A 12,305-nucleotide genomic window follows, 5' to 3' on the forward strand; every position below is an offset into this window, starting at 1 on the left:
AACGCTAGGAAACGGGACCCGGGGACGCGATCGCAGTCGCGCGAATGGGGCAACCTTGTGGGCCGCTCAGGGGACGGTGGCGGCGTGTCGGACGCCTCGGCGCCCCCTGGCCCGGCTCAGCCCTTCACGTCGGGGAAGAGGCTCAGGAACGGATCGGTCGACGCGGCGACCCCTCGGCTGAAGGGGGCGTCGAAGTCCCAGATGAGGAAGAGCAGAAACGCGATCAGCGCCGAGAACAGACCGGCGAGGACCAGTTCGCGCGTCGTGCGCCGGATCTGGAGGGCGAAGACCATCCCGATCGTGATGACGCCCCCGGCGATCAGCCCGAACCACACCACCCCCGGCATGGTCTCGCCCGTCGACTGCGCCCGGCCGCTGCGGGCCTGGTCCGCCGCGGCCACCTGGTCGACCAGCGGCTGGTACGCCTGGGCCTCGAAGTCGGACTTCGGCTCGTAGTCGGTGACGTCCGCGCGGACCCGGTCGAGCAGCTCGGTGCCGCGCTCGGTCACCTCGCCGCGGTCGGCCATCGCCTTCCACTCGGTGGTGACGACGTGTCCGACATAAGCGTTGACATCCTCCCGGATGCGGTCACGGACGTCGGGCGGATAGGACCGGACGCGTTCCGAGATCTCGTGCAGCGCGACGGCCTCCGTCTGCACGTTGTCCTGGGCGGCGCTGCGCGCCTCCCAGACACCGGCGATGGCCAGGCCCAGGACGATGGCGTACACCACCCCGATCCACATCGTCATGTACTCGATGACGTCCGGGGTCTCGGTGATGTCCTCGTCGTCGGACGCCGCGCGGTGCCGTAGGAGGGTGATGACGACCACCACGGCGCAGGCGGCCAGCATCGCGAGGGTGAGAACAAGCCATTCCGGCAAGAGAGGCCTCCAGGATTCAGCGCGCACGGAGCGCGGCGACGGCGACCACCGCGGGCACCGTGATGAGCAGGACGAAGACGAGCGGCGACGTGGCACCGCGCGAGGACCGCTGCGCCGGCCGGGCGGCGCGATGGCGCGGGTAGTGCACCGGACTCAGCGACGGGCGGGGCTTGGGCGTGGCCGACGGGGAGGGGGCGGGCGCCGGGGGAGGGGCCGGCCTGGGGGTGGGGCTCGGAGTCGGCGTCGGCGCGGGACGTGCGGGGGCCGGTCGCGGCGGGGGTGGTGGCGGCGGTTCCGGTCTGGCGGCGGGTGGCGGGGGCGGGGGCTTCGGTGCGGGGGGCGGTGGGGGAGTGGGTTTCGGGGGCGGAGGTTCGGGGGGCGGGGTCGGTGTCGGTGTGGGGGTCGGCTTCGGCGGCGGTGAGGGTTTTGGGCACGGCGGGAAGGTGGGCCAGGAGGCGCTGCTCCCGGCCACCGCCACCGCGTCGGTACCGCCCGGTCCGGTCGACGCGTAGGCGCAGGCGTCCGCCTGCGCCGGGCCGACCGGCACGCCGACGAGCGTGAACGTCAGCGTCACCAGGGCCAACACCCGTCCGGCAGCGGCGGATCGGGTCGGTTCGGGTCCATGCACGACGCAGATCATGGAGCCTGCCGCACCGGGCCACGCCCGAGTGCCCGGTGATTGCCCCGAAGGAGGGACACGGGCCGACCAGCGGTTTGACCTTCGCCGGCCCGTCCGCGCCGGACCCCGCACCCGTGTACGACACCGGCCCGCGGCGGCGGCCGGAAAGAATCCCGCCCCCCCGTTGAACACAACCGGCACCCCCGTGCGTACCCAGTGTCGTGCGGCGGCCCGGACGGGAGCCGCAACACCATCACGATGATCGGGGATTGACGATGAAGACCTCCTGGCGGAGCGCCTCACTCGTGGCGAGCGCTGCGGTGGTGCTGGCGCTGACGACGGCGTGCGGCCAGGACGGCGGCGCCGCCCCGGGCAGCCAGAACGTGGGCGCCACGGCCGCGCCCGGCGACGTCGGCGACATCGGGGCGGGGGCCGGCGACGGAATCGGCAACGGCTCGGCCAAGCCCCAGGGTTCGGCGAGCGCGCCGGAGCCCGCGGGCAAGCTGTCCGTGTCCACGAACGCCCAGATCGGCGAGGTGGTGACCGACGGAGCGGGCCACACCCTCTACCGCTTCGACGCCGACACCGCCAAGCCGCCCAAGACGACCTGCGAGAACGACTGCGCCACCGCCTGGCCGCCGGTGGCCGCGGACGACGCCCTCGCCGGCGAGGGCATAGACAAGGACCTGCTCGGCGAGGTCACCCGCCCCGACGGCACCAAGCAGCTGACGATCGGCGGCTGGCCCGCGTACCGCTACGCCAAGGACGCCGCCGCCGGGGACGCCAAGGGCCAAGGGGTCGGCGGCAAGTGGTTCGCGCTCGCCGCCGACGGCAAGAAGGCCAAGGCGGCCGACCTGGCCGGGCTCTCCACCCGCGAGGATCCGAAGCTCGGCGAGATCGTCGTCGACAAGAACGGCATGACCGTCTACCGCTTCATGAAGGACGAGGCCTGGCCGAAGCCCGTCTCGGCGTGCACCGGCGCCTGCCTGGAGAAGTGGCCGGTCGTGGCCCCCGTCGAGGCCAACGACACCAAGGGCGTGGAGAAGAAGGGCCTGATGAGCTTCACCCGGCCCGACGGCGCCACCCAGCAGACGATCGACTGCTGGCCGATCTACACCTTCGCCGGCGACAAGAAGGCCGGTGACACCAACGGGCAGGGCGTCGGCGGCACCTGGTACGCCGTCAAGCCCGACGGGAAGCCGGTCGGCGCGCCGAAGAAGTAGCGGCTCTCCACCCTCGGCGCGCGCAGCGGGCCGTCCCCTCCGTACCCAGACGGAGGGGACGGTCCCGTTCGTGCGCTTTGATGTGCCTTGGTGCCCCGCATGTGCCGCAGGCAGTGACCGGGAACGGACGGTCAATTTCCGTTTGGGCTCGCTCCTTTGGCGGGCGATCAGTAGCCTCAGCTCGAACACCGGACCGGCTACGCCTTGGAGAACTGGATGGAGCGTCCCGCCTGGGCCCCCCGCAGCATCGACATCTCGGTGCCCAGCGTGTCCCGGATCTACGACTTCTACCTGGGCGGTTCGCACAACTTCGAGGTCGACCGGGAAGCCGCCCGCCGTGCCATGGAGTTCATGCCGGGGCTCCCGAAGATCATGCAGGCGAACCGGGCGTTCATGCGCCGCGCCGTGCGCTTCGCCGCAGAACAGGGCATCGACCAGTTCCTGGACATCGGCTCCGGCATCCCGACCTTCGGCAACGTCCACGAGGTGGCCGGACGCGCCCGCCCCGGCGCCCGGGTCGTGTACGTCGACCACGACCCGGTGGCGGTCGCCCACAGCGAGGCCGTCCTGGCGGGCAACGACGACGCCGGCGTGGTGGCGGCGGACCTCCTCAAACCGGGCGAGATCCTCAACAGCCCCCAGGTGCGGCGGCTGATCGACCTGAATCGACCGGTCGCCCTCCTGCTGGTTGCCATACTGCACTTCGTGGAAGACGCGGACGACCCGTACGCGGCGGTGGCCGAGCTGAGCGACGCGCTCGCGCCCGGCAGCCTGCTCGTGCTCACGCATGCCTCGTACGAGGGAATCCCGCTGCCCGCCGAGCGGGCCGGGGGAGCGGTGGACGTGTACCGGGACATCCGCAATCCGCTGATCATGCGTTCGCGCGACGACATCGCGCGGTTCTTCAAGGGGTACGACATGGTGGAACCCGGACTGGTTCCGATGCCGCGCTGGCGGCCCGAGGGGTCGCCGGAGGACGAGGACCCGTACGCGTTCTCCGGGTTCGCCGGCGTGGGACGTACGGCGTGAGGGCGGAGCCGGACGGGCCGGAGGACAGACTGCGCAGGTTCGCGACGATCTGGAGCCGGGCCGTGTTCCCGGTGACCTCGACGTCGTCCACCCGCCCCGAGTTCGAGGACCAACTGCTGCCGCTGGCCCGCCGGCTGAGCGAGGTACTGCGCGCCCACGGCTTCGACGCCGCCGAGGCCCGGGCGGTCGGCGCCGCACTCGTCGACGCCCACTGCACCGACCCCGAGGCGCTCGCCCGGACGCTCGACTGCGTCGACGCCTACCTGGTGCTCTACTGCGGCGAGGACGGCGACCCCGAGGACCTCCGGGCCCGTTCGGCGCGGCTCCAGCACGCCATGGCCGCCGGGTTCGCCGGGGCGCTGCGGGCCAGGACCCTGGCCGAACAGGAGGCCATCGCGCAGGCCGCCCTGAAGGCGCAGGGCGTGGTGGCCGAGGCGCTGCACGCCAGCGAGGCCCGCTTCCGCGCGGTCTTCGAGGGCGCCGCCATAGGCATCGGCATCGCCGACCTGGACGGCAACGTCCTCCAGGTCAACGACGCGCTGATGCGCATGTTCGGCATCGCCGACCCGACGCTCGGCGGGCGCAGGGCGACCGAGTGGACGCACCCCGACGACGCGCCGCAGACCTGGCGGCTCTACGACGAGCTGGTGCGCGGCGAGCGCGAGCACTACCACGTGGAGAAGGCCTTCTACCGGCCCGACGGCACGGTCCTGTGGACCAACCTGACCGTCTCCCTGCTGCGGGACGCCGACGGCACCCCGCAGTACCAGCTGGCGCTGATGGAGGACACCACGGAGCGGCGGCTGCTCAACCTGCGGCTGCGCTACGAGGCCACGCACGACGCGCTCACCGGACTGCCCAACCGGAGCTTCTTCTTCGAACGCCTGGAGAAGGCCCTGAACGCCGGGCCCGGCCAGCGCTTCGGCCTGTGCTACCTCGACCTCGACGGCTTCAAGACCGTCAACGACAGCCTCGGCCACGCGGCCGGCGACCGGCTCCTGGTGGAGGTCGCCGACCGGCTCCAGGCCTGCGCCACGGCGCCCGGCGAGATGGTCGCCCGGCTCGGCGGCGACGAGTTCGTCGCCCTGACCACCGGCCCGGACACCCGGCACGAGGTCGACGAGCTGGCCGGCCGCATCATGAACGCGCTGCTCGCCCCGATCAGCGTCGACGGCCGCGAACTGACCGTGCGCGGCAGCATCGGCATCGTCGAGGGCCCGGCGGGCGAACGCAGCCCGGCGGAGGTGCTGCGCAGCGCCGACATCACCATGTACCGGGCCAAGTCGGCGGGCGGCAACCGCTTCGAGCTGGCCGACCCGGAGGCCGACGCGCGCGTCATCACCCGGCACGGGCTCACCACCGCGCTGCCGGCCGCCCTGGAGCGCGGCGAGTTCTTCATCGAGTACCAGCCGCTGGTCCACCTCGGCGACGGCAGCGTGCGCGGCGCCGAGGCGCTGGTGCGCTGGCTGCATCCGCAGCACGGGGTGCTCGGCCCGGACCGGTTCATCCCGCTCGCCGAGCACACGGGGCTGATCGTGCCGCTGGGCCGCTGGGTCCTGGAGCAGTCCGTGCGGCAGGCCCGCGCCTGGCGGGAACGGTACGGCGAGACGACCGCGGCGGGCCCGCTGCGCATCAACGTCAACCTCTCGCCCTGCCAGCTCACCCACCCGGGCCTGGTCCAGGACACCGTCGAGATCCTGGAGCGGACCGGGGTCGCGCCCGACGCGCTGTGCCTGGAGGTGACGGAGTCGGCGCTGATCGGCGCGGACGACGACCTGCTCAAGCCGCTGCGCCGGCTGGCCGAGATGGGCGTCGACATCGCCCTGGACGACTTCGGCACCGGCTACTCCAACCTCGCCAACCTGCGCAGGCTGCCGGTCAGCGTCCTCAAGCTGGACCGTTCCTTCACGCAGAGCATGCAGCAGTTCCCCGCCGACCCCGTGGACCTCAAGATCGTCGAGGGCATCGTCGCCCTGGCCCACAGCCTCGACCTCTCGGTCACCGTCGAGGGCGTGGAGACCGGCGCCCAGGCGGAACAGCTGCGCATACTGGGCTGCGACACGGCCCAGGGCTGGTACTACGCCCGCCCCGGCCCACCGGACCGGCTGCACGAACTGGCCCTGGTCGACGCGACGGCGTAGCGTCCGCGCCCCGCAGGGGCGCGGGGAACTGCGCGACCAGCCACAACAGACCCGCGGCCCCGGACGGCGCTGACCATCAACGGCGCCACCGGGCCCCGCAGGCAAAGAACCGTCACCGCTCGAGCAGCATCCGCTGCAACTCCCGAGCCGCCCGCGGCGGAGCCACATCGCTACGGTGCGCCAGCGCGATGGTCCGATGCAGCCCGGGCCGCGCCAGCGGCGTCACCCGCAGCCCCCGCCCGGACCGCGCCGCGACCATCCGAGGAACCACGGCCATACCGAGTCCCGCCCGTACAAAACCGAGCACCGCGTCCATCTCCCCGCCCTCCACCGCGAAGTCCGGCTCGAACCCCGCGGAGCGGCACGCGGCCACGGTCAGCTCCCGCAGGTCGTAGCCGTGCCGGAACATCACCAGGCGTTCGCCCTCCAGGTCCGCGATGTCCACGGCCCGGCGTCCGCCGCCCGGCCGGGCCGACTCCGGGGACGACACCACGACCAGGTCCTCCCGCAGCAGCTCCACCGTGGTCAGCGCCGGCGAGGCGGTGGGCAGCGGCAGTACGACCAGCGCGAGGTCGAGCGCGCCGCGCGCCAGCTCCCGGACCAGGTCGAGCGAGCCGCCCTCCTCGATCAGCAGCTGGATGCCGGGGTACCGGTCGTGGAACGCGCGCAGCACGTCGGGGAGCAGGCCCGTGCACAGGCTCGGTGTCGCGCCCAGCCGGACCCGGCCGCGACGCAGCTGCACCAGCTCCAGCACCTCGTGCCGTGCGGTGTCCGCGTCGGCCAGGATGCGCCGGGCCAGCGGCAGTAGCGCCTCCCCGGCGTCGGTGAGGGTGATGTTGCCGCGGGCCCGCAGGAACAGGTCCGCGCCCAGCTCCCGCTCCAGCGCCTTGATCTGCTGGGACAGCGACGGCTGCGCCACATGGACCGCCTCCGCGGCGCGCGTGAAGTGCCGCGTCTCGGCGACCGCCACGAAGTACTGGAGCTGTTGCAACTGCATACGGCGAGCATACGCCGTCGATAGAGAGTACCTATGGAATCCAGGCAGACCATGTCTTGGACCGATGGGGCACCCTCCCCGTAACGTCCTGTGACATGGCTCTGGCAACGCGGACGGACCGACGGCCGTCCATGGCGCGCACCGTGTGGGACTCGACCGTCGGCAAGAAGACAGTGATGGCGGTCAGCGGTCTCGTCATGCTGCTCTACCTGGTCGCCCACATGATCGGGAACCTGAAGATCTTCTTCGGGCCGGAGGAGATCAATCACTACGCCCACTGGCTGCGTACCGTCGGCGAGCCGTTCATGCACTACGAGTGGACGCTCTGGCTGATCCGGGTCGTCCTCGTGGCCGCCGTGGTCGCGCACGCCACCTCCGCGTACCAGCTGAGCCGCCGCGACATCAAGGCGCGCCCCACCAAGTACGCGAACAAGAAGGCGGGCAAGAGCTTCGCCACCCGCACGATGCGCTGGGGCGGGATCATCCTCGGCCTGTTCATCGTCTGGCACATCCTGGACCTGACGACCGGCACCGTGCACCCGGGCGGCTACGAGCACCTGCACCCGTACCAGAACATCATCGACACGTTCTCCACGTGGTACGGGAACGTCATCTACATCGCCGCCGTGGTCGCCCTCGGCTTCCACGTCCGGCACGGCCTGTGGAGCGCCGCCCAGACCCTCGGCGTCGGCAGCCGCACCCGCGACCGCGCCCTGAAGACCGTCGCGAACGTCCTCGCGCTGCTGCTCACGGTCGGCTTCGTCGCCGTACCCGTGGGCGTCATGACCGGAGTGGTGAGCTGACATGACAACCTACGCCGACTACACGACCGGTGAGCCGGTCGCCGACACCAAGGCCCCCGAGGGCCCGGTCAACGAGCGCTGGGACACGCGCCGCTTCGAGGCGAAGCTGGTCAACCCCGCCAACCGGCGCAAGCAGACCGTCATCGTCGTCGGCACCGGCCTCGCGGGCGGCTCGGCCGGCGCGACCCTCGCCGAACAGGGCTACCACGTCGTCCAGTTCTGCTACCAGGACTCCCCGCGCCGCGCCCACTCCATCGCCGCGCAGGGCGGCATCAACGCCGCGAAGAACTACCGCAACGACGGCGACTCGATCCACCGCCTGTTCTATGACACCGTCAAGGGCGGCGACTTCCGCTCCCGCGAGTCCAACGTGCACCGGCTGGCGCAGATCTCGGTCGAGATCATCGACCAGTGCGTCGCGCAGGGCGTGCCCTTCGCCCGCGAGTACGGCGGCCTCCTCGACACCCGCTCCTTCGGCGGCGTTCAGGTCTCCCGCACCTTCTACGCGCGGGGCCAGACGGGCCAGCAGCTGCTCCTCGGCGCCTACCAGGCGCTCAGCAGGCAGATCGCGGCCGGCAACATCGAGATGCACCCGCGCACCGAGATGCTCGACCTGGTCGTCGTGGACGGGCGGGCGCGCGGCATCGTCGCCCGGGACCTGATCACCGGGAAGATCGACACCTACTTCGCGGACGCCGTCGTGCTGGCCAGCGGCGGCTACGGCAACGTCTTCTACCTGTCGACCAACGCCATGAACTCCAACGCGACCGCCGTCTGGCGGGCGCACCGGCGCGGCGCCTACTTCGCCAACCCCTGCTTCACGCAGATCCACCCCACGTGCATCCCGCGCACCGGCGACCACCAGTCCAAGCTCACGCTGATGAGCGAGTCGCTGCGCAACGACGGCCGGATCTGGGTGCCGAAGGCCAAGGGCGACGACCGGCCGCCGAACAAGATCCCCGAGGACGAGCGCGACTACTACCTGGAGCGCGTCTACCCGTCCTTCGGCAACCTCGTCCCCCGCGACATCGCCTCCCGCGCCGCGAAGAACGTCTGCGACGAGGGCAGGGGCGTCGGCCCCGGCGGCCAGGGCGTGTACCTGGACTTCGCCGACGCGATCACGCGCATGGGGCGCAAGGCGGTCGAGGCCAAGTACGGCAACCTCTTCGACATGTACCAGCGGATCACCGACGAGGACCCGTACCGGGTGCCGATGCGGATCTACCCCGCCGTGCACTACACGATGGGCGGTCTGTGGGTCGACTACGACCTCCAGACCACCGTCCCCGGTCTGTTCGCCGTCGGGGAGGCCAACTTCTCCGACCACGGCGCCAACCGGCTCGGCGCCTCCGCGCTCATGCAGGGCCTGGCGGACGGCTACTTCGTCCTCCCGGCCACCATCAACGACTACCTCGCCCGCAACCCGCACAAGGACGAGGTGAACGACGACCACCCGGCGGTGCGGGAGGTGGTCGCCGAGACCGAGGACCGGCTGGGCCTGCTCCTCTCCGTGGACGGCGACCGCACCCCGGACTCCTTCCACCGCGAACTGGGCGAGCTGATGTGGGAGTTCTGCGGCATGGCCCGCACCGACTCCGGCCTGCGCAAGGCGCTGGAGCGCATCCCGCAGATCCGCGAGGAGTTCTGGCGGCGCATCAAGGTCCCGGGCACCGGCGAGGAGTTCAACCAGTCCCTGGAGAAGGCCAACCGCGTCGTCGACTACCTGGAGCTCGCCGAGCTGATGTGCCTCGACGCGCTGCACCGCTCCGAGTCCTGCGGCGGCCACTTCCGCGAGGAGTCCCAGACCCCCGACGGGGAGGCGGCCCGCAAGGACGACGAGTTCGGCTACGCCGCCGCCTGGGAGTTCACCGGCACCGGCGACGCGCCCACCCTGCACAAGGAAGACCTGGTCTTCGAGTACGTCCACCCCACTCAGCGGAGCTACGCATGAAGCTCACCCTGCGCGTCTGGCGGCAGAAGAACGCCGACGCCGACGGCGCCATGTCCACGTACGAGGTGGACGGGATCTCCCGCGACATGTCCTTCCTGGAGATGCTCGACACCCTCAACGAGGAACTCATCCTCAAGGGCGAGGACCCCGTCGCCTTCGACCACGACTGCCGCGAGGGCATCTGCGGCGCCTGCTCGCTGGTCATCAACGGCGACGCGCACGGACCCGAGCGCACCACCACCTGCCAGCTGCACATGCGGTCCTTCCAGGACGGCGACACGATCGACATCGAGCCGTGGCGGGCATCCGCGTTTCCGGTCGTGAAGGATCTGGTCGTCGACCGGTCCGCCTTCGACCGGATCATCCAGGCCGGGGGCTACATCACCGCGCCGACCGGTGCCGCGCCGGAGGCGCATGCCGCGCCGGTGGCGAAGCCGGACGCCGACTTCGCGTTCGAGCACGCGGAGTGCATCGGGTGCGGGGCGTGTGTGGCCGCGTGCCCGAACGGGGCGGCGATGCTGTTCACGTCCGCGAAGGTCAATCATCTGAACGTGCTTCCGCAGGGGGCGCCCGAGCGGGAGACGCGGGTGCTGGACATGGTGGGGCAGATGGATGAGGAAGGGTTCGGTGGGTGCACGCTGACGGGTGAGTGTGCGACTGCTTGTCCCAAGGGGATTCCGCTCGTGTCCATCACCAGCATGAACAAGGAGTGGCTGCGGGCTGCGAGGAAGGTGCAGCGGTAGCGCCGTAGAGGGTGCTGTTGTCGGGCGGCTGCGGGTGTGTCGTGGCTGGTCGCGCAGTTCCCCGCGCCCCTTTGGGGCGCGTGTAGTGAGCGTTCGCCGTCAGGTGCGGACGGGCGGGGCCGGGGGAGGTGCTCCCCCCGGCCCCGTCTCGCGTTCGCTCCCGGCATTCAGCAAGCGCACATCCGCTCTCCCGGCACTGGTCACGCGCAGTACAGCCGGCGTCGGAAGAACTGTGGCGGACCCGCACCGCGACCAGGAGAGCACCCATGACCGGCGTACTGACCGCAGACCGTCCTTCCAAGCCCGCCGCACCCCACCGCTACACGGTCGCCCTCGCCCGCGACGAGGACGACGTGCGGGCCGCGCAGCGGCTGCGGCACGATGTCTTCGCCGGGGAGATGGGCGCGCTGCTGGCGAGCGCGCAGCCCGGGTACGACGTCGACCCCTTCGACGCGTACTGCGACCACCTGCTCGTGCGCGAGGAGACGACCGGGCAGGTCGTCGGCACCTACCGGCTGCTGCCCCCGGAGCGCGCGGCCGTCGCCGGACGGCTGTACGCGGAGAGCGAGTTCGACCTCACGGCGCTCGACGCGATCCGGCCCGGACTGGTCGAGGTCGGCCGCTCCTGCGTGCACCCGGCCCACCGTGACGGCGCCGTCATCGGGCTCATCTGGGCCGGCATAGCCCGCTACATGACCGACCGGGGCCACGAGTGGCTGGCGGGCTGCTGCTCGCTCCCGCTCGCCGACGGCGGATCGCTCGCCGCCGGCACCTGGGACCGGGTGCGGGCCAAGCACCTGGCGCCCGAGGATTACCGGGTGCGGCCGCTGCTGCCGTGGATCCCGCGCACGGCCGCGCCCGCCGCCCGCACCGAGCTGCCCGCCCTGCTGCGCGGCTACCTCCGCCTCGGCGCCTGGGTCTGCGGGGAACCCGCGCACGACGTGGACTTCGGCGTCGCCGACCTGTACGTGCTGCTGCCGATGAGCCGGGTCGACCCGCGCTACCTGCGGCACTTCCTCTCGCTCGTCCCGGCCTGATGGGCGCCTGGCTGCCGGTCGCCCCCTGCACCCCGGCGACCTGCGTGGACCCGTCCCGGGCCGCGGTGGCCGTACCGCGCGCCGTGCTGCGGCTCGCCGCGGTTGCCGTGCTGGTCCTCGCCGCGGTCGCGGTCGTGCTGACGCCGGCCCGGCGGCGGGTGCCGGCCGTCGTGGTGGCGCGCTGGTCGCGGTGGGTGGTGCGGGCCGCCGGTGTGCGGGTCCGTGTCACCGGTGCCGCCGTGCCCGCGGGCGGGCTGCTCCTCGTCGCCAACCACGTCTCCTGGCTCGACATCCCGCTGCTGGCCGCTGTACGCCCCGCCAGGATGCTGGCCAAGAGCGAGATCAGGGGCTGGCCGGTGGCGGGCGCGCTGGCCGCACGCGGCGGGGTGCTGTTCATCGAACGCGACCGGCTGCGGGCGCTGCCGGACACGGTCGCCGCGCTCGCGCTGGCCCTGCGCGCGGGCGCCGCCGTCGCCGCCTTCCCCGAGGGCAGCACCTGGTGCGGGCGCGCCCGGGGTGCCTATCGCCGGGCCGTGTTCCAGGCCGCGCTGGACGCCGGGGTGCCGGTCCAGCCGGTGCGTCTTCGGTACCGGGCCGGGGAGCGGGGGGTGAGCACGGCACCGGCGTTCGTCGGCGCGGACACCCTGCTCGCCTCGATGTGGCGGGTGGCGTCGGCGCGCGGGCTGACCGCCGAGGTGGAGGTGTGCCCCGTGCTGCCGCCGGGCGGCCACCGCGACCGCCGCTCCCTGGCGGAGGCGGCTCAGCGGATGGCTCCGCCCGGCGACCCGCACGGTCACCTGGGGAAAGCACCTTCGAAAAGTATGTGTGTTTTGTGAGGTATGTGCCGTTTCCGTAGTGCTGGATGCGGACAACCGGAAGGC

11 protein-coding genes are annotated in these 12,305 nt (G+C 72.0%); 8 read left to right on the plus strand and 3 right to left on the minus strand.

Going from position 1 to position 12,305, the window contains the following annotated elements:
- Positions 1-116 precede the first annotated feature (116 nt).
- Positions 117-881 carry a DUF4239 domain-containing protein gene (locus ACFC1X_RS13315; protein ID WP_376352330.1) on the minus strand — a complete coding sequence of 255 codons (765 nt, stop codon included), beginning with the start codon at positions 879-881 and terminating at the stop codon, positions 117-119.
- Between the two features lie 16 nt (positions 882-897).
- Positions 898-1,029, minus strand: coding sequence for a hypothetical protein (locus tag ACFC1X_RS13320; RefSeq protein ID WP_307016582.1), 132 nt, complete (start codon positions 1,027-1,029; stop codon positions 898-900).
- Between the two features lie 746 nt (positions 1,030-1,775).
- Between ACFC1X_RS13320 and ACFC1X_RS13325 the strand changes: the two genes are divergently transcribed.
- The 3 genes from ACFC1X_RS13325 to rmdA all read left to right on the plus strand — a co-directional run bounded on the left by ACFC1X_RS13325 (position 1,776) and on the right by rmdA (position 5,893).
- Positions 1,776-2,723: an SCO0930 family lipoprotein gene (locus ACFC1X_RS13325; RefSeq protein ID WP_376353046.1), complete on the plus strand. Its 948-nt coding sequence runs from the start codon at positions 1,776-1,778 to the stop codon at positions 2,721-2,723.
- Positions 2,724-2,939: 216 nt separating this feature from the next.
- Positions 2,940-3,752, plus strand: a complete 813-nt coding sequence (locus ACFC1X_RS13330; RefSeq protein WP_376352334.1) for an SAM-dependent methyltransferase — start codon at positions 2,940-2,942, stop codon at positions 3,750-3,752.
- On the plus strand, positions 3,749-5,893 hold the full coding sequence (rmdA, locus tag ACFC1X_RS13335; RefSeq protein WP_376352337.1) for a cyclic Di-GMP phosphodiesterase RmdA: 2,145 nt from the start codon (positions 3,749-3,751) through the stop codon (positions 5,891-5,893). The genes ACFC1X_RS13330 and rmdA overlap by 4 nt, the downstream gene beginning before the upstream one ends.
- Positions 5,894-6,005: 112 nt before the next feature.
- Here rmdA and ACFC1X_RS13340 read toward each other — a convergent pair whose 3' ends face one another.
- Positions 6,006-6,890: a LysR family transcriptional regulator gene (locus tag ACFC1X_RS13340; RefSeq protein ID WP_307016585.1), complete on the minus strand. Its 885-nt coding sequence runs from the start codon at positions 6,888-6,890 to the stop codon at positions 6,006-6,008.
- A 131-nt stretch (positions 6,891-7,021) separates the two neighbouring features.
- Between ACFC1X_RS13340 and ACFC1X_RS13345 the strand changes: the two genes are divergently transcribed.
- From ACFC1X_RS13345 to ACFC1X_RS13365, 5 genes are all read left to right on the plus strand, one after another.
- Entirely contained in the window at positions 7,022-7,693 is a 672-nt protein-coding gene (locus ACFC1X_RS13345; RefSeq protein WP_376353048.1) for a succinate dehydrogenase, read from the plus strand.
- A 1-nt stretch (position 7,694) separates the two neighbouring features.
- Positions 7,695-9,644 carry a fumarate reductase/succinate dehydrogenase flavoprotein subunit gene (locus ACFC1X_RS13350; RefSeq protein WP_376352340.1) on the plus strand — a complete coding sequence of 650 codons (1,950 nt, stop codon included), beginning with the start codon at positions 7,695-7,697 and terminating at the stop codon, positions 9,642-9,644.
- Positions 9,641-10,387, plus strand: coding sequence for a succinate dehydrogenase/fumarate reductase iron-sulfur subunit (locus ACFC1X_RS13355; protein WP_376352343.1), 747 nt, complete (start codon positions 9,641-9,643; stop codon positions 10,385-10,387). Before ACFC1X_RS13350 ends, ACFC1X_RS13355 begins: the two co-directional genes overlap by 4 nt.
- Before the next feature lie 266 nt (positions 10,388-10,653).
- Entirely contained in the window at positions 10,654-11,424 is a 771-nt protein-coding gene (locus ACFC1X_RS13360; protein WP_376352345.1) for a GNAT family N-acetyltransferase, read from the plus strand.
- On the plus strand, positions 11,424-12,260 hold the full coding sequence (locus tag ACFC1X_RS13365; protein ID WP_376352348.1) for a lysophospholipid acyltransferase family protein: 837 nt from the start codon (positions 11,424-11,426) through the stop codon (positions 12,258-12,260). Before ACFC1X_RS13360 ends, ACFC1X_RS13365 begins: the two co-directional genes overlap by 1 nt.
- Positions 12,261-12,305 lie beyond the last annotated feature (45 nt).

Origin of the sequence: Streptomyces sp. NPDC056128 (assembly GCF_042263835.1) — a bacterium.
GTDB lineage: Bacteria > Actinomycetota > Actinomycetes > Streptomycetales > Streptomycetaceae > Streptomyces.

Coding starts and splice junctions, on each gene's coding strand:
- ACFC1X_RS13325 (WP_376353046.1), top strand. CDS start 1,776: ATGAAGACCTCCTGGCGGAGCGCCTCACTCGTGGCGAGCGCTGCGGTG.
- ACFC1X_RS13345 (WP_376353048.1), top strand. CDS start 7,022: ATGGCGCGCACCGTGTGGGACTCGACCGTCGGCAAGAAGACAGTGATG.
- ACFC1X_RS13365 (WP_376352348.1), top strand. CDS start 11,424: ATGGGCGCCTGGCTGCCGGTCGCCCCCTGCACCCCGGCGACCTGCGTG.
- ACFC1X_RS13330 (WP_376352334.1), top strand. CDS start 2,940: ATGGAGCGTCCCGCCTGGGCCCCCCGCAGCATCGACATCTCGGTGCCC.
- ACFC1X_RS13360 (WP_376352345.1), top strand. CDS start 10,654: ATGACCGGCGTACTGACCGCAGACCGTCCTTCCAAGCCCGCCGCACCC.
- ACFC1X_RS13355 (WP_376352343.1), top strand. CDS start 9,641: ATGAAGCTCACCCTGCGCGTCTGGCGGCAGAAGAACGCCGACGCCGAC.
- ACFC1X_RS13350 (WP_376352340.1), top strand. CDS start 7,695: ATGACAACCTACGCCGACTACACGACCGGTGAGCCGGTCGCCGACACC.
- ACFC1X_RS13340 (WP_307016585.1), bottom strand. CDS start 6,890: ATGCAGTTGCAACAGCTCCAGTACTTCGTGGCGGTCGCCGAGACGCGG.